We start from the raw sequence: 21888 nt of genomic DNA, 5'->3' as shown, positions 1-21888 counted from the left end.
CCACGCCGCCCCCTCCGTCCCCCCGCACCGCCGCTCCCGTGACCCGCTTTCACCAGCTCCCCACAGGAGGGAACACCGTGCCCCCCACCGCACCGGAAGCCGCACCCGGCGCAGACCCGGAGGCGAGGAGCCCCGCCGCCGCGCTCGAACTCCTCGTGCACGGCGTCGGCGGAGCCACCCCGCAGGGCATGCTCGACGACCCCCGCACCGTCCGTGTCACCGGGGACGGCACGGCCGCCGTGTACCGCCGCGCCGACGACGCGGACGCCGAGAGCCGGCCCGACCGGTTCCGCGACGGTCCCGTCCCCGAGGCGTACGTCTGGTCCAACCTCACCTCCGGCAACGGCTCCCGCGCCCTGTGGCTGCTGCTCCTGCCGTTCATGGTCGTCAACCTCGCCCACTGGATGCGCCCGGCCGCCTCCGGCGGGCGCGGCGGCTCCGTGCGCCTCTACGGCGTCCTCGTCCGGCTCGTCGCGCTCACCCTCACCGTGCTCCTCACCGCCGCCGCCTGCGAGGTCGCCCTCGACCTGGTGGCGTGGCAGTGCGCGGGGACCGCCGCCTGCACCGGCGGCCGCGGCTGGCTCTCCTTCCTCGCCGCCGCCGAAGGCGGCTGGTGGTCCCAGCCCGGCCGCCGCCTCACCGCCGCCGCCCTCGTCCCGACCGCCCTCGTCGCCCTCCTCTGGTACCTGTCGCACCGCACGTGGAGCGCGTACGAGTCCCAGCGCCCGCCCCGCGGCGAGGCCGGGCCCGGGGCGGGGGAGGCGACCGAACCTCCGCACGGGGACCGGCCCGCCCTGGGCCGCCCCGGGTTCTGGTACGGCCGCCGCCTCGTCGCCCGGCTGCGCGCCGCCCACACCGCCGCCGGGCTGCTGACCGTCGCCGCGGCCGTCGCGGGGGCCGCCGCCCGCCACGACCGCGGTGGCGACAGCGCCCCGCTCGCCGTCCTCGGCTGGTGCGTCGAAGGCGCCCTCCTCGCCGGCGGCTGCACCGCCGCCGCCGTGGTGTGCCGCCGCGGACGCAGCGAACGCCACCTGGACCAGCGCCTCGACGGCACCCTCATCACCTGGCTGCCCGGCTCCGCCGCCGCGCTGCTCGTCGTCGCCGCCCTCTACGCCTCCTGGTCCCGGCCCGGCTGGACGTCGAGCGGCTCCCTGCCGGGCGACGCCACGTTCGGGGTCATCGCCCTCGCCCAGGGCTGCCTGGTGCTCGCCCTCGCGGCCGTCGCCGTGCGCCTGTACCGCCGTGCCCCCGCGCCCCGCACCGCGCTGCGCGGCCTGGCCGGGCCCGCCGTGGCGATGCTGGCCTGCGCCCTCGGTGGCCTGATGGCCGGAGGCGTCGCCCAGCGCGTCGCCGACTGGCTCGCCGCGCCCGCCGCCCCGGGCCTCGACCGCGGCGCCCTGGCCGGCCCGCCCGTCATGCTGAGCTGGCAGGCCGCCGCCATACCGGCCGTGCTGCTCACCCTCCTGGTGCCCGTCGCCTACCTGGCGGGCCGCACCGCCGTCGCGGCCCTGCGACTCGCCCCGGTCGTCGAGGCCGAGTACGCCGACGAGCGCCCCGACCCGGTCCGCACCCGGACCATCGCCCGGATCCGGGCCGCCGCCCGGCTCACCGACGCCGCCCCCGGCCTCGCCGGGCTGCTCGCCGGGGCCACCCTCCTCCTCGGCACGGTCGGCGTCGCCGGCGCGTGGCTGACGGGCGAGGTGCCGGGCACCGCCTTCGACGGCGCACCGGCCGCCCTCGACGGCGCCGCCGAAGCCGCCCAGTCGCTCGGTTCCTGGCTGGTCGGCCTCGGCTTCCTGCTGTTCGTCACCTGGGGCCGCCGCGCCTACCGCGACGCGTCCGCCCGCCGCACCATCGGCATCCTGTGGGACGTCGGCACCTTCTGGCCCCGCGCCGCCCACCCGTTCGCGCCGCCCTGCTACGCCGAGCGCGCCGTGCCCGACCTCACCTGGCGGATGGCCTCCTGGACCGGCCGCACCGGCGGGCGGCTCGTCATCTCCGGCCACTCCCAGGGCAGTGTGCTGGCCGCCGCCGCGGTGTGGCAGCTGCCGGCCGCGACCCGCCGCCGCGTCGCCCTCCTCACGTACGGCTCACCGCTGGAGCGGCTCTACGGCCGCTGGTTCCCCGCCTACTTCGGGCGGGGGCCGCTCACCGGCCTGCGCCACGACGTGCACTGCTGGCGCAACCTGTGGCGCCACACCGACCCCATAGGGGGCCCCGTCGGCCTGCCCGCCGACGCCGCCGGGCGCGAGGTCGACCACCCCGTCCTGCGCGACCCCGTCGTGTACGGCCGCACCGGCGACCACCCGCTGCCCGAACCCGTCCTCGGACACTCCGACTACCAGGCCGACCCGGCGTTCGCCAGGGAGCGCACCGCCCTGCTCGACCGGCTGCCGCTGCCCGCGGACCCGCTGTCCTCGGTGCCCACGCAGCGCGGAGCCGGACCGGACGACGGGCGCGGACCGGACGACGGGCACGGTCAGGGGGCCTGCGGCAGGTCCTCGGGATAGAGCAGGCTCAGGTCGTCCGTGCTCGCGCTGGCGAGCACGGCGACCCGGCCCGCGTGCCGTTCCACCATCGACTCGAACGTCTGCCGCGCCGTGCGGCCGTTGCCGAACGCCGGGCCCTTCGGCACCGCCGCGAAGTAGGTGAGCAGCGCCTCCGCCGTGCCCTCGGCCAGCCGGTACTCGTGCTCCTCCGCCTGCTGCCGCACGATCCGCAGGAGCTCCTCGGGCACGTAGTCGGGAAAACTGATGGTCCGTGAGAAGCGGGACGCCACGCCCGGGTTGACCGTCAGGAACCGCTCCATCTCGGCCGTGTACCCCGCGACGATGACCACCACCGCGTCCCGGTGGTCCTCCATCAGCTTGACCAGGGTGTCGATCGCCTCGCGCCCGAAGTCCCGCCCCGAGTCCTCCGGTGACAGCGCGTACGCCTCGTCGATGAACAGCACCCCGCCGCGCGCCCGGTCGAACGCCTCCTGGGTGCGGATCGCCGTCGACCCGATGTGCTCGCCGACCAGGTCCACCCGGGACACCTCCACGAGGTGGCCGCGCTCCAGCACCCCCAGCGAGGCGAGGATCTCCCCGTACAGCCGTGCCACCGTCGTCTTGCCGGTGCCCGGGTTGCCGGTGAAGGCCAGGTGGCGGCGGACGGACGCGGCCTTCAGCCCGGCCTCCTGCCGTCTGCGCCCCACCTCGATCATGTTGATGAGGGTGCGCACCTCCCGCTTGACGCTCTCCAGGCCCACCAGCGCGTCGAGTTCCGCGAGCACGTCCTGCGAGGCGCGTGCGCCTGCCGCCCCCCGCTCCGGCGGGGGCTGCTGTGCGGGAACGGCCGCCGGGACGGGCGGGGCGACCGCCACCGCGGCGGTGGCGCGCGGGGCGGCCGCGGCGGGACGGGGCGCCACCGCCACCCGCGGGGCGGGGGCCGGGACGGTGGCGCTCTCGTCGGCGGTGCAGTCCTCCACGAGCGGGCCGTCGCCCGCGACCTCGTAGCCGCCGCGGGTGCAGCGCTCCGTGCGGCACCGCCGGAGCGTCGTGCGGCAGCCGTCCCGCACGTGGAAGCCGTACCCGCCGCTGTCCGCGACCCGGCAGCCGTCGAAGGTGCCGCGCCCCTCCGCCGACACGTAGAAGCCCGCCTCGCCCGGGGAGGCCACCGTGCAGCGCTCGACCACCGGGTCGGCGCCCTTGCTGACGATGACCCCCGTCTGCACGTTCTCGAAGACGCAGGACGCCAGGGTGCCGCCGCTGCCGTGGTCCCGGAACCAGGCACCCGTCGACGCCTCCCGGATGCGGCAGTCGTCGAGCTGCGCGGTCGCCCCGTCGCTCACCGACACGGCCGTGTTGCGCACCTGCGACAGGTCGCTGTCCACCACGTCCACGCGCGAGCCGCGGTCCAGCACGAACAGCGCGTCCGGCACCTCCCGCACCCGGCAGGAGTCCAGCACGGCCGTCGCGCCGTCGCTCACCCACACCGCCGGGTAGTCGCCCGTGCTGTCCCGGATCTCGCATTCGTTCGCGTCCACCCGCGTACCCGGGTCCCACACGGACAGGCCGTTGCGCCCGAACCGGCGGACCGTGGACCGGGTCAGGGTGAGGACGGCCCGCGACCGCAGGTCGACGGCGTTCTCCGGCACGTCGTGGATGTCGCAGTCCGAGAGCGTCAGCACGGCGTCCGTGTCCAGGGTGACCCCGTCCGCGGAGGCGCGGTGCACGGACGAGTCGCTCAGGTGCGCGCTCGCCCGGCCGGCGACGCGCACGCCGCTGCCCCGGATCTCGTACACCTCGCAGCCGAGGCCCTCCAGGGCGCTGTCCTCCCCGGTGACGGACAGGCCCGCGCCCGAAGCGTGGTGCACCCGGCACCGCTCCAGGCGCGGACGGGCCCCGCCGGTCACCGACACGCCCTCCTGGCCGGCCGCGACGACCTCGCAGTCCTCGAACACGCCGCCCGCGCCGCCCAGCACGGCGATGCCGACGCCCGCCGGGTTGTCGACGGTGACCCGCCGCACGGTCGGCCGGGCGGCGCCCCGCACCTCCAGGCCCGCCGCGGACCGCGTGACGATCCGCAGGTCCAGCAGCTCCGGCGCGCCGTCCTCCACGAGCAGCGCGGGCACCGCCGCGTCCTGGCCCTCGATGTGCAGGTCCCGCACGGTGGCGGAGGCCCGCACGGTCAGCGGGACGCCGTCCGCGGGCGCGATCCGCACGGACCCCACGGCCCCGTCCGTGCCGCGCAGCGTCACCGCGCGCTCCAGCACCAGGTTCTCCCGGTAGGTGCCGGGGGCGAGGGTGAGGACGTCCCCGTCGCCCGCGGCCTCCAGGGCCGCGGTGAGGGAGGGGTACTCGCCCGTGCGGCGCCGCCACCGCGACGTGCCCGTGTGCGTCACCTGGACCGTGCCCTGTGCCATCGTGCTGCTCTGCCCCCGCCTCGTGCGCTCGCCCGCCCGGCCCGCGTCCGGCCCCGGCGCGCCGCCGATCTCCGACTCGTCGCACCACCGTAGCGCGCACGGTGGCGCCGGGTCGCCCGCTTGCCGCGGCGCGGACGCGCACCGACGGGCGGTCCCTCCCCGCCCGCTCCCTGCGCGCGCCGAGAGGGCTCGGCGCGGGAGCGCCGTGCCGGGACCGCTCCCGCGCGCGCCGCACTCACCGCGCCGGTACGGGGCGCCGCGCGCTGCCGAGGGCGACGCCCGCGCCGGTACGGCGGGCTCGCCCATCACCGCCCGCGCGGGGAGCCGCCCCCACGCCGGTACGGCCGGCCCCACCGGCCTCGGATTCCGGGCGCGTCGCCCCACCCGCCGAAACATGGCAGGAGCCCCGCGTCTCTCTTGACCGAGCGCCTGGACGTGTCGGTAGCTACCGGAAGCAGCGACTGAACCGCAAGCGCAGCTACCGAAGGCACCTGCGGCAGCTGTTGAGTCGCTCGCGCATCCCCGCAGGCCAAGTCGGGCACCGAAGGTGCCTCAGTAAGGGCTCTGACCTGTACTTCTGCCCAGCGACCAAAGATTCGCAGAGTCGCTGCCCTTCGGTCGCCGCCCAGGCAGGGCAGCCAGTTGGCCCAGCGCCCCAGGCGACTGAAGCGACCCACCTACCGCCGCACCCTTTCCGGCAGGCACCACCGGTGCATGGCTTCGGGACTCCGCACCCGAGCGGCACCCTTGCGGTGCCCGGCGCCGATCTTCAAATGTCATCGCTCTCCGGCTCCCCGGCCCGGATCACCGGCAGCAGCACCTCGTGCAGCAGACGCAGCAGCGCACCGGCCCAGACCAGAGAAGCACCGACGAAAGGTGCCTCGTTCCCGTGACGGAAGTCGCTGGTGGCGGGGCACCTTTCTTGGCTTGTCCGGACCTCCTGCCGAGGTTGCTGCTCGATCGCGGGGAGTGGGCGCTTTGCCCCCCTTTCGGTCACGCTGGCGTGCCTAGGTGCATGATGTGCCTGGACATAGGGGGGATGCATGACGCGAACCATGCCGCCGACATGGGGGCTGACACCGCCGGGGGCTCCAGGGAATCCGGGTGTGCCGCCGCAGGGGTTCATGCCCGTGCGGCCTCCGGACGGCGGGAACGCTGCGGTGTTCACCGTCGGGGCTGTGGCCATCGGGGCTGAGACCGTGCTCGCTGCACTGGTCGCGGTCCTCTACAGCTTGCAGTCCGAGTCCCACGGAGGTGAAGGCGGCCTGGGATGGCTGTTCGGCACCATATTCGCGCTCGTGCTGCTGGCAGTCATTTCGGTGATCGCAGGGCTGGCCGGTTCGGCAATGGCGGTGCTTCCCCTCGTCCTCCTCGGGCGTGCGGTGGCCCGCCGTACGGGTCGGCGCGACAGCTGGCAGCTCACCCTGGCCACTGTGGCGGTCGCTGCCGTTGCTCTGGCGCTGCTCATCGGCTCCTGCATGCTCCTGGCCGGCTTCGGCGGCCCCGGCGACCTGCTCGTTCATCCCGTCCTTGCCCTCAGCTTCACCGTCGGGCTGGCACCCGCGACCCTGTGCGCCCGGGCGGCGGGGAACCCCGGAAAGCCCGGGGCCCGATGGTGGGTGCTCGGGGGCGTGGCGCTGGGCGGTCTGGGGCTGCTCGCGGTGACGCTTGCGGTCGGGGTCGCGGCGTACAGCTCGGGGATCCTCAAGATCTACGAACCGCCCCGGCTCACTGAAGCCGACATGGTCGGCACCTGGACGGATGACGACGGCGGAAGCCTCCGCTTCGAGGCGGACGGCACGGTGACGGCGAAGGGCGTCCACCATTACGAGGCCACGGGCGAGCAGTCCGGTGCTTCCAACTGCACCGGGAAATGGCAGCTGACCGAGAACGACGGTGTCGGTCGGCCGTTCGAGCTCAGCATCGCGGACTGCGATAGCCTGTCGTTCGGCTGGGACATCGGCGGTACGGAGGAACACCCGACGGTCTTCACCTGGATCGGCGAGCCGGATTCGGGTGAGCGGTACATCCTTACGCGGCAGCGCTAAGCCATCCGGTGCTGAGCTCCCGGGCCTGGCCGGGTGTAGGTGTGCGGTCATGCCGCCCTCGATCGGCGGCCTCCACCGCCACATGGGTCCCAGCCGACTGCCCCGAAGCGACGCCGTAAGCACCACGCAGTACGCCAGGAACGTGAGCGGGCGGGCTGAGCGCAGCTTCGTTTGGCGCCCCAGGTCGTCGAGCCGCAGCGACGAACGAGGGCGAGGGAGAGGGGCCATGACGAGCGGGCACCAGATTCACGGGGCAACCTCCGGGCGGCGGCTGTTGGAGACACGCGCCCTGACCCGTGAGGCCGGGCGGGCACGGCAGCTTCTGGCCGCGGGGGAGTGGCGCCCTGCCGCGGAGGACTCCGAGGCAGCAGCGCGCGTCCTGGCCCGCCTCAAGGCCCCCCTCCCAACCCGGCGGGCAGCGACCACGCTTACGCTGGCCACGGACCGGGACCGGCGCCTCCAACGCATTCTGCGGACCACCCTCCACCACCTCGACGCAGGCGCAGTCAGCCCACCCGCAGCCGCCCTCCTGGCCGCCGTCGCCCGCGCCTTTGCGCCTTGGCACACCGCCCCGAACCCACCGCCCGCGGCAGCGGCCCCGAGATACGGGACCCCGTTGGGCACCGCGGACAGCCGGGCCGTGCCACCGACAGAGGCGGGCGAGGCCCTGCTTCCCGATCTGATCGCTCTGTTCGCCGTGCTGGCCTCGGCGCCTCCGCCCGGGAGCGTCCCGCTCACGCCCCCGGTCGAGCCCTGGCAGGTCCGGTACGCGGGTCGCTTCCGTCGTTATGGCAGCCCCGCTTTCGGGGTGTGGACGGCCGAGACCATCGGCTGCCCGGAATGCGGGGGTAAGGACGGCCCGTGGACGGTGACCTGTGACTGGCGCCTGATCTCGCTGGGCTGCCCGTGCGGGGCGGTGACCCACAAGCACGGCCTTGCCTTCTCCGAAGTCTGGCTCCTCTTGCCTGACCTGTGACCAAGTGCCGTGACTGACCGCACGCACATCGGAGGCCGTCACTGCGGGACGGGACTGGGCGAGAGTTCGCATGTTCCTGCGAAGTCTGCTCGCGGTGGCGGAACGCAACGGTGCACTGTCCACCTCGCTCGTGCCACCGGCGACATCCGCACCGCGCTGCCGACCGCCACCGCCCTCGGCCGGCCCGGCGTGAAGGGGACGTGCCGGACGAAGGGCTGCTCTACCAGGCGGGCGGACGCGGACGGGTGGAACAGTCCAGCGGCGGCGGTCGCCCCGGGCCGGTCGAAGGCGTCCAGCGGGCTGACGGCCCGCAGAAGGCGGCGCTCCTCGGGGGTGAGGTCGGCCAGGGTGCAAGTCCTCGGGCGGAGGAGCGGGGTCGACGAGCCGGAGACTGTACAGGCCCGCTGGCGCAGCCTGGCCCTGGCACGCTCCTGACCTACTCCGTCAGTTGCTTCACCCTGACAGGTACGGCACCCCTCGGGACCATCTGCGACACCGGCACGGCCATGCCAGGCTTTAGTGGGGCTGGGGCGGTGGGTGGGCGGCGACGACACGGCGGAAGAGGGCTTGGACGGCTCCGGTGATGTCGGTGCCGGTCTGGGTGTGGTGGCAGGGGCCGGTGTAGGCGTGGGTGAGGAAGTCCGCGGTGAGTTCGGGGTCGGGCACGTCGAACTCGCCTGCCGCGTGGCCTTGAGTGAGGAGGGTGACGAGCAGGTCGCGGGCGGCGGTCATGGGTTCCTCGCCGGTGGCGCCGCCGGGTTCGTGGAAGAGCTGGTGGTAGAGCTCGTGGTGGTCCTGTTCGGCGGCGATCCAGGCGGCGACGAGTCCGTCGAGGCGTTCGGTCCAGGTCAGGCCGGGCTGTTCCAGGAGGGCGGCGGGCTGCTGGAGCATGCGGTCCCACATCTCGGCCTGGAGGGCGGCCAGGAGTTCCTGTTTGGAGTCGAAGTAGAGGTAGACCGTGCCTTTGGCGACCCCAGCGCGGGCGGCGACCTTGCTGATGGTCAGGGCCTCGTAGCCGTCGGCCAGGAGCAGGGCGGCCGTCGCGTCCAGGATCTGGCGGCGGCGGACGTCCGGGGGCTGGAAGCGGCCGGTGGGCTGGGCGGGGGCGGACTGGTCCGCGGGCACGGTCCCTCCTTCGTCGTCGGATGACTGACTGACCGGCGGTCGGTCAGCCGGCGGACTCCAGGGTGTCATGCGGCTTGCGGGCGATGACGATGACCGCGTGGTCCTCGCTGGGGTGCTGGATGCGCGGTACGACCTGCCGTTCGGCGCGCACGATGTCCAGGCCGAGGCCGATGAAGGCCTCGGTCAGTTCGGCGAGGGTGGCCAGGTCGCCGGGCTTTCCCCAGTCGCAGGCATCCTCGTCCCACTCACCGAGGGCCAGGATCCCGCCCGGGGCGAGTGCGGTGGCCAGGGTGGCCAGGGTCGAGGTGCGGGCGGGGCCGCGGGGCGGCAGCGCATAGGAGCTGAGGGCGAAGTCGTAGGCGGTCTCAGGCTGCCAGGCGGCGCTGTCCGGCGATGGCGAGATCCACCCGGTCGTCCAGGCCGCGGGCGCAGGCGCTGGCACGTGTGGAGGCGATGGCGCGGGGGGCGAGGTCCACGGCGGTGACGCGCCAGCCGCGTTCGGCGAGTGCGAGGGCGTTGCCGCCGGCGCCACAGCCCAGGTCCAGAGCCCTGCCCGGCGGGAGGTCGTCGGCGGGGGTCAGGAGTGCCAGGTCGGGGTCGGCGGTGTCGCTGCCGTCGCCAGCGTAGAGGTCATCCCAGTCGAAGTCCGGGTACCCGGTCGCTCCGGGGCCGTGGACCTGGCTGCCGTCGGGCGTGCCGCAAGCATGGCCGGTGGTGTGGGTCACAGTTCCTCCAGCGGGAATGAGATCGAGCGAATGACCGTTGGTCAGTAGTATGACCGCTGGTCATTCGATTCCGTCAAGTCGCCTCGGAGGCATCCCGTGAACCCCACCGCCCAGTACGACACCGTGATCATCGGCGGCGGGCCCGCCGGCTTGACCGCCGCGCTGACCCTGACCCGCTACCGGCAGCGCAGCCTCGTCGTCGAGTCCCCCGCGCCGCCCCGCAACGCCGCCTCCCGCGGTGTGCACGGCCTGATCGGCCTGGAGGGGGCTACCCCCGACGAGCTGCGCTCCCGTGCCTGGGAGGAGCTGGACCGCTATGGCCTGGCCACGCGGCTCGACGCCACGGTGGGCGAGATCACCCCGCTGAACGGCGACGGATTCCGGGTACGGGCAGATGACGGCACCACGGTGTGGGCCCGGAACGTGATCCTGGCCACCGGTGTCATCGACCAGCACCCGGACGGGGTGGAGGGCTTCGCCGCGTGCTGGGGCCGCACGGTGATCCACTGCCCGTTCTGCATCGGCGAGGAGAACGCCGACCGCACCTGGGCCCTGGTCGCCGACGACCCCCAGTACCTCGGCATGGCCGCCACCGCCTTCCGGGCCTGGACCGGCGACACCATCGCCATCGCCCCACCTTCTCTGCCCGGCGCCGACGAACTGCGCCGCAGCCTGCGCGAGCAGGGCAGCGACCTCGTCCAGGGCGAGATCACCCGCCTGCACCACACCGACGGCGACCTGCACACCGTCGAGCTGGCCGACGGCACCCTCCTGAAGCGCCAGACCCTGCTGTGGCCCCAGCCGCAGCGGCAGGTCCCGCTCGTCGAACGCCTGGTCGCAGAGCACGGCCTCGCCCTGAGCGACGGGTACGTCACCGTGGACGACGGCTGCCGGACCAGCATTCCCGGCCTCTACGCCGCCGGCGACCTGACCGGAAAGACCTGGGAACAGGGAGCCGTCCCCGCCGTCACCGCCGGAAGTGCCGCTGCCGACGCCATCCACTTCGCCCACCTGGCCTGACGGCCCCGACACACCACCGGAGCCCTCCGTGTCCGAGCAGGACTTCACCGACTACATCGACCGCATCGGCGGCCACCTCGGCGACCGCACCACCCTCTACCAGGCCGTCGCCGCCCACACCGGAGCCCGCCGCGTCCTCTACCCCGGCAGCTACCTCGACCTCTCCCCCTCCTACCACTGGCCCGACGTCACCTACCTCGACGCCGACGCCCGCGCCCGCAAAGCCTTCCAGGGCCCCGACGCCACCACCCTCGCCACCCGGCACAAGCACTACCCCGAACCACCCCGCATCGCGTTCGTACCCGGCGACTACACCCGCACCCTCGCGGAACTCCCCGCGGCCGAGTGGGATCTGGTGATCTCCCTGTACGCGGGCCCCGTCTCCGAACACGCCACCCGCTGCCTGCGCCCCGAGGGCTGGCTCCTGGCCAACAACAGCCACGCCGACGCCGGCCTCGCCCACCTCGACCCCCGCTACCAGCTCGCCGCCGTCCTCCACCACCGCTCCGGCCGCTACCGCCTCACCACCGACGACCTCGACCGCTACCTGCAGCCCGAACGCCCGCCCCACCCCACCCGCGAACAACTCCACGCCGCAGGCAGAGGCACCGCCTACACCCACCCGGCCACCGCCTACCTCTTCCGCCTCCACCCCCACACGCGCGAACGGTAGAGGCGACCCGGAATCCCACCGGAACCCGGCAGACCAGCACCACTCAACGAGCCCGTAGGTGCCAGGAGCCCGGGCGGGGCCGTGAATCTCCCCCGGGGGCGCCTGGCACGTTCGCCCCACCCCCTCGTACGCGCCGTCCTCCCCGCCAGTGTCTCGGTCATCACCGTCGAGCAGGTCGTACACGTCGACTTCGGTGAGCTCGCGTGTCTCGCCCATGACCCTCATGATGCCGACCCGCCGACGCCGACCCGGGGCATGGACGCCGACGACTACGGCCCCGACCGCTACGACATCATCGGCGCCCTGGTCTGCCTCGCAGACATGGCCGTGATCATCTACTCCTCTCTCGGTCACTGACCTGCCGGTGCCGGTTTCCAGTCTGGTGAGGGGCTTTCTGCCAGCCCCGCTTCCAGTTCGGCTGGGGCGAGGAGCCGACGGGCGAGGGTCGCGTACCTCACGGCTGTCGTCTCGGAGATGTCGAAGATCGCGGCCAGGTGCAAGGGGTCGGCTCCGGTGGCAAGGGCTTCGCCCAGGACGCGGTCGGCGCGGACTCGGTCCAGGCTGACGCCGTGCATCGTGAGCTGGCGCCTGAGGAAGTGCGCGCTGACCGGGCCGGTGCCGTTCGCGGTCTGCCGGGATACCAGGACGTGGCGGTTGAGGGTCCGGGGCCAGCGGGTGTGCCGCTCGGCGAGCCAGGTCCGGAGGGCAGCGTGGGTGAGGGCACCCATCGGCTGGACGGTGCCGTCGAGGACGATGCGGTTCAGGCGGAAGTCCAGGTCGTCCAGCTGCAAGGTCCGAATGGCTTCGCCCCGGACGGCGTGGACGGCGGCCAGGGCGACGGCCAGCCGGGCGGCCGGGGTTCGGGCGGTGGTCTGGACGTGGGCGATCTCGTCCTCGGACATTGGCATGACGGGTCCTGGTGGGCGGCGGCCGACGCGGATGCCACGCACGGGGTTGGTGAAGACGCGCTTGTACTTTTTGCCGTAGCGGAAGAGGGACCGCAGGGATGTGACGGCGGTGGTGTACTGGCTGCCGCGAAGGCCGGCGACCACCTCTGTGACGTCCTCACGGGTGACCTCCCTCAGCTGGGAACGGTGCTCGGCCCACCGCTCCACGATCGGCCGGACGGCACCGAAGTAAGAGTGCAAGGTGCCCAGGGCCCTGGGGTGGGTGCGGGCGTCGCCGTCCAGCAACCAGAGAAGCCAGCCGCGGACGTCAGAGACGAAACCATCGGGTAGCTCTGCGGTGCGCCGCTCGATCCAATCCCTGGCGGCCGGCGCCCGGTCGTCGTGCAGCAGGTCCAGAGCGGCAAGGACCTCGGCGGTGTGGCACATTGGCAGGCCGGTTCCGGACAGCCGTCGACGCAGTTCGAGGTGGCTGACGCGGTCGCCTTCCGGCAGGCCGGCCAGCAGCCGGCCCAGGGCATGGTGGACGTCGCGATGCACGTAGACGGTCCAGCCCCGCTCCTCGCCCAGATCGACGGCGTACTTCCTGGCGGTTCCCAGCACGCCCTCTCCCGTGGGCTCGGGCCGCTTCAACACCGCCGGGGATCGACCGGCGTGGCCGCGCCGATAGGCCCGGCTCTTGCACGCGCTCGAGCAGTAGACGCGCCGGCGCCCCAGCCCTGTGCGGACCGGCAACGGCTCGGAGCAGACCGGGCAGGTCATCGCGGCGGCAGCGATCGTCCGCCGCGCGTCCGCGGCACTACCGTCGGTGTGGGGCCGCTCTGCCCGACGACGTCGGCCGCGGGCATGTGCTCGCTCGTGGCGCGGGTGACGTTCTCCGGCTCGGGCGTCATGATCTCGGTGATCTCGCAGCCCAGGGCCACGCAGATCACTTCGAGGTCGGAGAGCTTGATGCTGGCCGGGGTGCTTGACCACAGGCCGGACATCTTCCCGGCGCTGATCACGAGACCGTGCTCCGCTAGGAGTCGTTGCAGCTCGCTCGCCTTCCAGATCTCACGGTGGGCCGAGGCCAGTCGCAGGTTCCACTTCATTGGGTCAGTCCCCTCCAGCGGTTCTCGGCGCGCTGGTGGGCGGCCGTCCATGCGTCTTCGATGTGTGTGCGGTGCACGTGGATGTAGCGCATCGTCGTGGCGATCCAGCTGTGACCCAGCAGCTCCTGGACAGAGACCAAGTCCATCCCGGTCAGGTAGAGCTGGGAGGCACAGAAGTGACGCAGGACGTGGGGGGTGAGCTTCCCGGCCCAGGTCGGGAGGTGGCGGGCAGTGGCCTGGGCCAGCGCCGTGCGGAACACCTCGGTCCCGGCCCGGCCGGAGGGACGTCGCTCGGAGGGGAACAGTGCCGCTCCGGGGAGGGTGTGGTCGGCTCCGAAGTGGCCCCAGACGTCTTCGACGTACCAGTGCAGGCTGCGGTCCGCACCGTTGATCAGCGGCACCATCCGCTGCCGGGGGCCGGAGCGCCGCGATCCCTTGCCGAAGCGCACGTTCAGCTTTCCGAACCTGCCCAGGTCCCAGCGGACGTCGTCCAGGTCGAGCATCCGGGCTTCGTTGATCCGCAGGCCGACATCGGCGGATAGGCGGGCGACCGCGTAGTTCCGCGCGGCCGGGGCGAACTTGCGGCAGGTTGCGAGGTCATCGCGCCACCCAGCGAAGAGCCGCTCGACTTCGTCGGCGGTCGGCGGGATCCGCAGTTGCGATGTGACGGTCGCGCGCGCGGGCGGTTCATCTCGTCAAGCGGGCACTCCACCAGTCGTCCGGTCAGCTGGTGGAGTTCGGCCCGGTGCCGTAGGTCCAGGAAGTCGAAGAGCACGCTGACGGCTCCGGCCCGGCCGGCCCGGAGCGAAGGCGTCGCGTCACGGACGACCTTGCCGAAGTACGCGTCCGCGTCCGGCGGCTCCATCTCCCACAGCGGTCGGCCGAACCAGTCCCGAACCTTCTCCCGATGCCCAACGTCGCCCCGGATCGTCCCGTCAGTCAGCCCCGCCGACGCACGCGCCAGGACGAACCCAGCCAGAACACCGGCAGCGTGTCGCCCGGCTCGGCGGCGTCCCGCGGGGCGCTGAGGACGCCGGTGCGTTCCGTGCCGCCGGGCGCCGCCCAGCGCGCGTCGACCGGTTCGCGGAGTTGCCGCTCGGCCCCGGACGCCGGACGGGGGAGCGCGGAGCCCGGCCCGGGCGCCACGGCGGGCCCCAGGACCTCCGCGACCACCTGCCGGCGGCGCTCCTGCTGGAGGCGCGCCGATTCCTGGAGGGCCCCGTCGGCGGACGCCCCGACCAGCCACCCGACGACGGGCGCACCCAGGCAGATCAGCAGCAGGGCCGCCAGCGCCGTCCATGCCTCCAGCAGGTCGGTGGTGCGGCGCAGCGGATTGCCGCGCCAGCGCCACAGGCCCGTGGCCGCCGCGTACACGGGGCCCACCCCCTTCGCCTCTCGTCGTCCGAGCCCGGCCTCGGTCCCCGTCGGGTGCCCAGGTCGCGGGGGCTATGCGACGGCCGGGCCGGGGTCTCCCGCGGGCTGCCCGCCGCGGGTGGCGAGCACCCGCACCGGGTCGCCGACCCGCACCGTGCCGGTGGTCTCCGGGATGAGGTTCTGGCCGAAGAGGACCTTGCCGTTGGTGCGGCGGTGCCGGCTCAGGGTGCGCAGCGGCTCCTTGCCCTTCGCGGCGGTCCGCGGGTCGACCGTGGTCACCGCGCAGCGGCCGCACGGCTTGACGACCCGGAAGACGACCTCGCCGACGGCGATGCGCTCCCACCGGTCCTCCTCCCAGGGGCGGGTGCCGCCGATGACGAGGTTGGGTCGGAACCGCTCCATCCCGAGCGGTCCCTCGTGGGCGTGGTCGCCCTGCGCGACGAGGGCGTTGAGGGTGTCGAGCGACGCCGTGGCGGCGGCGAGCAGGGGGTAGCCGTCGGCGAAGGAGACGGTGTCTCCCGGGCGGGCGTAGTCGGGGTCGACGGGGCGGTCGTGCGCCGGGTCGCCCATGTACACCAGTTGGACGTCGGCTCCGGTGTAGTCGCTGAACCAGGCGTCGGCCTCCGCGCCCGCCGGCACGGCGTCGACCTTCGAGCCGAAGACCTCCACGACCACGGTGCCGGCGGACGACGCGTCGGGCACGGCGACGGTGAGCGCGTCCCTCCCGGGTGCCGACACGCGCAGCCCGCCGTCGGGGTCCGCCTGGGCGTGGGCCAGGGTGAGCAGGGGGCGCTGACGCTGGGTCACCGCGCGGCCGGCCGGGTCGGCGAGCGCCCAGCGGCGGTCCCCGGACAGTCCCCACGGCTCCACGACCGCGTGGGCGGGCGAGGAGCCCCGGAGGGCCTTGACCGGGTAGACGTGGAGGGAACGCAGAACGGCGGAGGGCATGGCCTCGTGACTGGGCATGGCCTCATCCTGTCAGGAGTCCTCCACCGGTCACCGGCAGGCGGTTGAAGCGGGATCGCCTTCCGGCCGCCCCGCCCGTCGGCGCGCCCGGCGTGTGCGGACGGCGGCACCCCTCGGGGTGCCGCCGTGCTGCCGCCCCCCGTGGGACGGGTGCCGCCGTGCGCGTCCGCTCAGTACCCGCCGCTCTGGTAGGGCCGCCGGTACGGGTCCTCGTACGGCGTGGCCGTCATGGGTGCGGGGGCGGCCGGACGCGGGGGACCGACCGGCCGCATCGCGTCGTAGCCGGTGGCCATCGGCCGCGGCTGCTGCTGGGGACCCGGGTAGCCGTATCCGCGCGGCGGCGCGGACTGCTGCGGGATGTGCGGCCCCGCGGCGTGCTGGAGCGGGGTGGGGTGCGGCATGGCCGGCTGGGGGTAGCCGTATCCGCCGCCGTAGGAGGGGGCCTGCTGGGGGGAGGGGGCCGCCGGGAGGGCGGGGAGGGCCGCGGGCAAGGCCGGCAGGTAGGTGCTGCCGGTGTCGTACGCGGAGGGCACTCGGATCGGGGCGATCTGAGGCGTGCCCCGCTCTGCGACCAGAGAGTCGTAGATCGGGGTGTCCGGGAACGACGGCGCGTTGTAGTACGCACCGCCGTACGAGGCACGGGGGGAGGTCATGGCCCTAAGTTAAGCCCACGATGTGTCGGGTGGAAGGCCGATAAGCGGGTTGTTTGACGTGCTTCCTGTGACGGCGGAAGGCTAATGCGACCGAACATGGGGAAATCGGTCGCGCCCGAGTGTGATGATCGCGTAAAAGCCGAGCTTGGGAGGGGTTACCCGCGGGTCTCCGGGGAGGGCTGTTCCGCCCGGATTAACGTGGCCGCTACATAAACCGGCGGCGTTCGACGACGGGCCGGGGTGGGCATGTCCATGCTTAGGGCGGCCAATGTTCCGGTGCCGGCGCGGACTCTTCGCATCGAAATGGGATGGCGTTCCGGTGAAGGGGTGCCGGATGCCGATGCTTCCGCGCTACTGCTCGTGTCCGGAAAAGTGCGCTCCGACGCCGACTTCGTCTTTCGCCATCAGGTCGCGCACCCCTCCAACTCCGTGCGGCATGACGGGAAACGCACCTCGGGCGGCGCGGTGACGGGCGCTCCCTCGGCCCCTCCGCCCCTGTCGAGCCGGCGGCGGAGCGCACTGTCCTGGCGGCCTCGACCGACGGCGGCACCTTCAGCCGCGCACCGGGACCGCACCTCCGCGTCGCCGCCCCGGCTCCCGGACGCACCGCGGCGGCACGTCCCGGGAGCCGGGGCGCGACCGCGGAGACCGTGCGCTCCGGACCGGGCCCCGGAGGAAGTGAGCGGCGCCCGCTCAGCTGTCCGGCGCCGCCTGCGGACGCGGATACGTCCTGCCCTTCCAGGCGGCGCCCCGCCCCCGGTGGTGGCGCACCGCCGAGTCCACCGTCATGCACAGGTACAGCAGCGCCGTCAGCGGCAGCAGCACCGCCGCCCACGCCGGCTGCCGGTAGTGACGGAGCATCGGCACGTACGTGCCCGCCATCACCGCCCAGGCGCCACCGCCCGCCCACGCCGCCACCGGGTCCCCGACGGCCAGACCCGCCGCCAGGCAGAGCGGCGGCGCGAGGTGGACGAGCGCGATGCCGGCCACCGCGGCAGCCAGCAGCACCACGCTGTGCCGCAGTTGCGCGTACGCGCTGCGTGCCACCATGTCCCACAGGTCCGCGAGCCGCGGATACGGCCGGACGCTGTCGACCCGCTCGGCCAGCCCCAGCCAGATCCGCCCGCCGTGCCGCCGCAAGGCCCGGGCCAACGCCACGTCGTCGATCACCGCGCCCCGGATCGCGTCGGGAACCCCGGCCCGGTCGGCAGCCTCCGCGCGCAGCAGGACGCAGCCGCCCGCGGCGGCCGCGGTGCGCCCCGCGGGCCGGTTCACCCACCGGAACGGATAGAGCTGACCGAAGAAGTAGACGAAGGCCGGCACGACCAGCCGCTCCCAGGCGTTCGCCACCCGCAGCCGGGCCATCTGCGACACCAGGTCCAGGTCGTGCGCCACGGCCGCGGCGACCAGACGCCGCAGGCTGTCCGGTGCGTGCGCGATGTCGGCGTCCGTCAGCAGCAGGAACTCCGCAGGGCAGCCCCGTGCTTCCCCGCCGGCCGGGCCGGTGGGCCGCTGCCCGTCCGCCGGGGTCGGCGCGGCCCCGCTGCGGCCGCGCGCCACCGCGATCCCGTGCCGTACGGCCCACAGCTTGCCCGTCCAGCCGGGCTCGGGAGGCCCCGGCGACACCACAGTCAGCGGCAGCGCCCCGGGGCCCTGCCCTTCCGCGATCGCCCGGGCCGCGCTCCCCGTGCCGTCCGTGCTGCCGTCGTCCACCAGCACGACGTCCGCCCGCCCCGGGTAGTCCTGGGCGAGCAGCGACGGCAGGCTCAGCGGCAGCACCTCCGCCTCGTCCCGCGCCGGCACCACCACGGTCACGTCCGGCCACCGGTCCGGTTCCGCCGCGGCACCCGTGCGCGGCAGCCGCTGGTCGGTCCGCCAGAAGAAGCCCCGGCCCACGAGGAGCCACACCCAAGCAGCACAAGAAATCAGGGCAATCCCTGCAAGAAAGGTCATTCGTCGCAGTCTGCCCCACATCGCGGCACGTCGGAGGGGCGTCGGCTAGGGTGACCGGGTGAAGATCGCACTGATGGACTCCGGGATCGGCCTGCTTCCGGCGGCCGCCGCCGTGCGCCGGCTGCGACCGGACGCCGACCTCGTGCTTTCCTCCGACCCGGACGGCATGCCCTGGGGTCCCCGTACACCGGAGGACCTCACCGAGCGTTCCCTCGCCGTGGCCCGCGCGGCCGCCGCCCACGCCCCCGACGCCCTCGTCGTGGCCTGCAACACCGCCTCGGTGCACACCCTGCCGGCCCTGCGGGCCGAGCTGGAGCCCCGCATCCCCGTCATCGGCACCGTGCCGGCCATCAAGCCGGCCGCCGCGGCAGGAGGGCCCGTCGCCATCTGGGCCACCCCCGCCACCACCGGCAGCCCCTACCAGCGGCGCCTGATCGGCGAGTTCGCCGCCGGCGTCGACGTCACCGAAGTGCCCTGCCCGGGGCTCGCCGAGGCCGTCCAGCACGCCGACTCCGCGGCCGTCGCCGCGGCCGTCGAGGCGGCCGCCGCCCTCACCCCGGCCGCCGTCGAGGCCGTCGTCCTCGGCTGCACCCACTACGAACTGGTCGCCGACGCCATCGGCCGGGTCCTGCGGGCCCGCACCGGCCGCGACATCCGCCTCCTCGGCTCCGCACCCGCCGTCGCGGCGCAGGCGCTGCGCCGCGCCACCGCCACCGGGACCCCCGGGAGCGCCACCCTGACCGTGCTGCTCAGCGGCCGCCCCGCCCCCCTGCCGGAAACCGCGCTCACCTACCCGGAGGGCCGCGCCCTGCGCCAGGCCGCGCCCGTCGCCTGACCGCCCAGGCCACCACCCGGTCCGCCCCGGCGCACGGCGCGGAACGCGGCCGCTGGGTACCCGCCCCGGCTGAGGATCCCAGGCTTCCGTCTGCGGTCCCGGGCCGGTGCCCTGCGAACCTGTCGCACCCGACCACGTACCCGCCACCGGCTCACGCTCCCCCCGGGCAGGCCACCACCCCCCCCGCACCCGCCGTGCGGTCCCTCCGCCCCGCTGCCGGAGGCCGGCGCAGCGCCCCGGCGGTGACCCGCCCGGACGCCCCGCGGCGCCGGTCCGGGCCGTGCTGCGACCGGGCTCACCCGTTCGGGCGCGCCCCGCACAGCGGTGCGCCGTAGACTCCGGCACGTGAGTCCCACAGCCACCCCCGACGCCGTGACCCCACCACCCGCCCCCGAGGAGGCGCGGACACGGCGGCTGCTGCGCGGGCTCGTACGCCCGGCGGCCGCCGCCCTGTCCGGCGCCGTGCTGTACCTGAGCTTCCCGCCCCGGCCCCTGTGGTGGCTCGCGCTCGCCGCCTTCGCCCTGCTCGGCTGGACGCTGCACGGCCGCCGCCTCCGCGCCGGCTTCGGCCTCGGCCTGCTCGCGGGCCTCGGGTTCCTGCTGCCGCTGCTCGTGTGGACCGGCGAGGAGGTGGGGCCGGGGCCGTGGCTGGCGCTGGTCGCCGCCGAGTCGCTGTTCGTCGCCGCCACGGGCCTCGGGATCGCCGCCGTGACCCGGCTGCCCGCCTGGCCGGTGTTCGCCGCCGCGGTGTGGGTGCTCGGGGAGGCGGCGCGCGCCCGCGTCCCCTTCGGCGGGTTCCCCTGGGGCAAGCTTGCCTTCGGCCAGGCCGACGGCGCGTTCCTGCCGCTCGCCGCCGTCGGCGGCACGCCCGTGCTGGGCTTCGCCGTCGCCCTGTGCGGCTTCGGCCTGTACGAGGCCGTCCGGGTCGTGCGGGCCCGGCGCCCGCACGGAGCCGCAGCCTCCGGCACACGGCCCCGCGGCCGGGCCGCGGTCGCCGTGCTCTGCGTCCTCGCGCCCCTCGTCGGGGCCTTCGCCGCCCGCCCCCTGGTGTCCACCGAGGCCGAGGACGGCACGGCGACGGTGGCCGCCGTGCAGGGCAACGTCCCCCGGCTCGGCCTCGACTTCAACGCCCAGCGCCGCGCGGTCCTCGACAACCACGCCCGGCGCACCGAGCAGCTCGCCGCGGACGTCCGGGCGGGCAGGGTCGAGAAGCCCGACTTCGTGCTGTGGCCGGAGAACTCCTCCGACCTGGACCCCTACCGCAACCCCGACGCCCGTGAGGTCATCGACCGGGCCGTACGGGCCGTCGGCGTGCCGACCGTCGTCGGTGCCGTCCTCACCCCCGAGACCGGGAACCTGCGCAACACGCTGGTGCAGTGGGAGCCGGGGCGCGGTCCCGTCGCCACGTACGACAAGAGGCACGTCCAGCCCTTCGGCGAGTACATCCCCCTGCGGCCGCTCGTACGGATCTTCAACGAGGACGTCGACCGCGTCAGCCGCGACTTCGGGCCCGGCGGCGAGGTCGGCGTCTTCGACCTGGCGGGGACCCGCGTCGGCCTCGCCACCTGCTACGAGGCCGCCTTCGACTGGGCGGTCCGCGACACGGTCACCCACGGGGCCCGGCTCATCGCCGTGCCCAGCAACAACGCCACCTTCGGCCTCAGCGAGATGACCTACCAGCAGCTCGCCATGGACCGCGTGCGGGCCGTCGAGCACAGCCGGACGGTCGTGGTCCCGGTCACCAGCGGGGTGAGCGCGATCATCCTCCCGGACGGCCGGATCGCCCAGCGGACGGAGTTGTTCACCCCCGACGCGCTCGTCGCCGAGGTGCCCCTGCGCTCCTCCCTCACCCCCGCCACCCCATGGGCGTCCTGCCGGAGGCCGCACTGGCGGCGCTCGCGCTCGGCGGACTGGTGTGGGCCGCGGCGGCCGGGGCGCGCGCCCGGCGCAGCCCCACCACCGCCCCGGCCGACACGACCCGCTCTGGAGCTCCGAAGGGGACCGCGCAGGCGGCAGCGGCCTCCCCGGCCGCGGACCGGCCCTCATCGCCGGCCGCTGCCCGGGCCGCGTCCGGCGGTTACAGTCGGGGGCATGGCAACTCCTGACTTCATCAAGGAAGTTCGCGCCACAGCCGGGAACGCCCTGCTCCTCCTGCCCGGGGTCACCGCCGTCGTGTTCGACGAGGAGGAGCGGGTCCTCCTGGTCAAGCGGCGCGACGACGGCCGGTGGACCCTCGTCGGGGGCATCCCCGAACCGGGGGAGCAGCCGGCCGCCGCGGCCGTGCGGGAGACCCTGGAGGAGACCGCCGTGGAGTGCGAGGCGCAGCGCGTGGTGCTGGTCGAGGCCGAGCCGGAGCCCGTCGTCTACCCCAACGGCGACCGGTGCCAGTACATGAACATCACCTTCCGCTGCCGTGCCACGGGCGGGCGCGCCCGCGTGAACGACGACGAGTCCTCGGACGTGGCCTGGTTCACGGCCGACGCCCTCCCGCCGCTGTCGGACCACGACCTGTTCAGGATCAAGCAGGCCCGCGCCGACGAACCCACCTGGTTCGCCGCCCCGCCCGCCCCCTGACACACCGGGATCCGCGCCCCGGCACCCCGGGTCGGCACACCGCCCACGATGGCCCCCGGGCCTC

At 74.5% G+C, this 21888-nt stretch carries 19 protein-coding genes and 2 pseudogenes; 10 read left to right on the top strand and 11 right to left on the bottom strand.

Going from position 1 to position 21888, the window contains the following annotated elements; genetic code table 11:
- Positions 1 to 77 precede the first annotated feature (77 nt).
- Positions 78 to 2510, top strand: a complete 2433-nt coding sequence (locus BJP40_RS02985) for a hypothetical protein (RefSeq protein ID WP_371258590.1) — start codon at positions 78 to 80, stop codon at positions 2508 to 2510.
- Here the strand turns inward: BJP40_RS02985 and BJP40_RS02980 are convergent.
- Positions 2480 to 4906 (bottom strand): right-handed parallel beta-helix repeat-containing protein, encoded by a 2427-nt coding sequence (locus tag BJP40_RS02980; RefSeq protein WP_071278372.1) that lies wholly within the window; start codon positions 4904 to 4906, stop codon positions 2480 to 2482. The two genes, BJP40_RS02985 and BJP40_RS02980, sit on opposite strands and share 31 nt — an antisense overlap.
- Before the next feature lie 1160 nt (positions 4907 to 6066).
- On the opposite strand from BJP40_RS02980, the gene BJP40_RS02975 reads away from it, so the two are divergent.
- Both BJP40_RS02975 and BJP40_RS35125 read left to right on the top strand, forming a co-directional pair.
- Positions 6067 to 6954, top strand: coding sequence for a hypothetical protein (locus tag BJP40_RS02975; RefSeq protein WP_193097214.1), 888 nt, complete (start codon positions 6067 to 6069; stop codon positions 6952 to 6954).
- Between the two features lie 640 nt (positions 6955 to 7594).
- Entirely contained in the window at positions 7595 to 7930 is a 336-nt protein-coding gene (locus tag BJP40_RS35125) for a hypothetical protein (protein ID WP_254792728.1), read from the top strand.
- A gap of 516 nt (positions 7931 to 8446) precedes the next feature.
- On the opposite strand, the gene BJP40_RS02965 is transcribed toward BJP40_RS35125, so the two are convergent.
- Genes BJP40_RS02965 through BJP40_RS35120 form a run of 3 tightly spaced genes read right to left on the bottom strand, consistent with a single transcriptional unit; the run spans position 8447 to position 9780 of the window.
- Positions 8447 to 9055: a TetR/AcrR family transcriptional regulator gene (locus BJP40_RS02965; protein ID WP_071265948.1), complete on the bottom strand. Its 609-nt coding sequence runs from the start codon at positions 9053 to 9055 to the stop codon at positions 8447 to 8449.
- 43 nt (positions 9056 to 9098) lie between these two features.
- Positions 9099 to 9497, bottom strand: a complete 399-nt coding sequence (locus BJP40_RS02960; RefSeq protein WP_071278370.1) for a hypothetical protein — start codon at positions 9495 to 9497, stop codon at positions 9099 to 9101.
- Positions 9421 to 9780, bottom strand: coding sequence for a cyclopropane-fatty-acyl-phospholipid synthase family protein (locus BJP40_RS35120; protein WP_071278368.1), 360 nt, complete (start codon positions 9778 to 9780; stop codon positions 9421 to 9423). The genes BJP40_RS02960 and BJP40_RS35120 overlap by 77 nt, the downstream gene beginning before the upstream one ends.
- 96 nt (positions 9781 to 9876) lie before the next feature.
- Between BJP40_RS35120 and BJP40_RS02950 the strand changes: the two genes are divergently transcribed.
- From BJP40_RS02950 to BJP40_RS33895, 3 genes are all read left to right on the top strand, one after another.
- Positions 9877 to 10800, top strand: a complete 924-nt coding sequence (locus BJP40_RS02950; RefSeq protein ID WP_071265946.1) for an NAD(P)/FAD-dependent oxidoreductase — start codon at positions 9877 to 9879, stop codon at positions 10798 to 10800.
- A gap of 28 nt (positions 10801 to 10828) precedes the next feature.
- Positions 10829 to 11473, top strand: coding sequence for a hypothetical protein (locus tag BJP40_RS02945; RefSeq protein WP_079170870.1), 645 nt, complete (start codon positions 10829 to 10831; stop codon positions 11471 to 11473).
- Between the two features lie 81 nt (positions 11474 to 11554).
- Positions 11555 to 11830 carry a hypothetical protein gene (locus BJP40_RS33895; protein ID WP_071278366.1) on the top strand — a complete coding sequence of 92 codons (276 nt, stop codon included), beginning with the start codon at positions 11555 to 11557 and terminating at the stop codon, positions 11828 to 11830.
- Here the strand turns inward: BJP40_RS33895 and BJP40_RS02935 are convergent.
- The 6 genes from BJP40_RS02935 to BJP40_RS02915 form a co-directional block, all read right to left on the bottom strand.
- Positions 11824 to 12981: a hypothetical protein gene (locus BJP40_RS02935; RefSeq protein WP_226962803.1), complete on the bottom strand. Its 1158-nt coding sequence runs from the start codon at positions 12979 to 12981 to the stop codon at positions 11824 to 11826. The two genes, BJP40_RS33895 and BJP40_RS02935, sit on opposite strands and share 7 nt — an antisense overlap.
- Before the next feature lie 155 nt (positions 12982 to 13136).
- Positions 13137 to 13469: a helix-turn-helix transcriptional regulator gene (locus tag BJP40_RS02930; RefSeq protein WP_071269854.1), complete on the bottom strand. Its 333-nt coding sequence runs from the start codon at positions 13467 to 13469 to the stop codon at positions 13137 to 13139.
- Positions 13466 to 14119 carry a site-specific integrase gene (locus BJP40_RS02925; RefSeq protein ID WP_226962959.1) on the bottom strand — a complete coding sequence of 218 codons (654 nt, stop codon included), beginning with the start codon at positions 14117 to 14119 and terminating at the stop codon, positions 13466 to 13468. Before BJP40_RS02925 ends, BJP40_RS02930 begins: the two co-directional genes overlap by 4 nt.
- Before the next feature lie 289 nt (positions 14120 to 14408).
- Positions 14409 to 14843, bottom strand: a complete 435-nt coding sequence (locus BJP40_RS33890) for a hypothetical protein (RefSeq protein ID WP_175499964.1) — start codon at positions 14841 to 14843, stop codon at positions 14409 to 14411.
- A 72-nt stretch (positions 14844 to 14915) separates the two neighbouring features.
- The gene (locus BJP40_RS02920; RefSeq protein ID WP_071269856.1) at positions 14916 to 15791 is read right to left on the bottom strand and encodes an MOSC domain-containing protein; all 876 of its coding nucleotides are present in this window, start codon (positions 15789 to 15791) and stop codon (positions 14916 to 14918) included.
- A 188-nt stretch (positions 15792 to 15979) separates the two neighbouring features.
- The gene (locus tag BJP40_RS02915; protein ID WP_071278364.1) at positions 15980 to 16462 is read right to left on the bottom strand and encodes a DUF6643 family protein; all 483 of its coding nucleotides are present in this window, start codon (positions 16460 to 16462) and stop codon (positions 15980 to 15982) included.
- 246 nt (positions 16463 to 16708) lie between these two features.
- Between BJP40_RS02915 and BJP40_RS36190 the strand changes: the two are divergent.
- Positions 16709 to 16909, top strand: a pseudogene (locus tag BJP40_RS36190) (TerD family protein); the annotation flags it as partial.
- 246 nt (positions 16910 to 17155) lie between these two features.
- Here the strand turns inward: BJP40_RS36190 and BJP40_RS02910 are convergent.
- On the bottom strand, positions 17156 to 18415 hold the full coding sequence (locus BJP40_RS02910; protein WP_177204285.1) for a glycosyltransferase: 1260 nt from the start codon (positions 18413 to 18415) through the stop codon (positions 17156 to 17158).
- A 58-nt stretch (positions 18416 to 18473) separates the two neighbouring features.
- Between BJP40_RS02910 and BJP40_RS02905 the strand changes: the two genes are divergently transcribed.
- The 3 genes and pseudogenes from BJP40_RS02905 to BJP40_RS02895 all read left to right on the top strand — a co-directional run bounded on the left by BJP40_RS02905 (position 18474) and on the right by BJP40_RS02895 (position 21824).
- A complete protein-coding gene (locus BJP40_RS02905; protein ID WP_071278363.1) occupies positions 18474 to 19250 on the top strand; it encodes a glutamate racemase in 777 nt (258 codons plus the stop codon).
- Positions 19251 to 19595: 345 nt separating this feature from the next.
- Positions 19596 to 21208: pseudogene (lnt, locus tag BJP40_RS02900) on the top strand (apolipoprotein N-acyltransferase); the annotation flags it as partial.
- Between the two features lie 133 nt (positions 21209 to 21341).
- Positions 21342 to 21824 carry an NUDIX domain-containing protein gene (locus tag BJP40_RS02895; protein WP_071278361.1) on the top strand — a complete coding sequence of 161 codons (483 nt, stop codon included), beginning with the start codon at positions 21342 to 21344 and terminating at the stop codon, positions 21822 to 21824.
- Positions 21825 to 21888 lie beyond the last annotated feature (64 nt).

Source organism: Streptomyces sp. CC53 (assembly GCF_001865245.1).
Taxonomy (GTDB): Bacteria; Actinomycetota; Actinomycetes; order Streptomycetales; family Streptomycetaceae; genus Streptomyces.
This window is presented reverse-complemented; position numbering and strand designations above follow the sequence as displayed.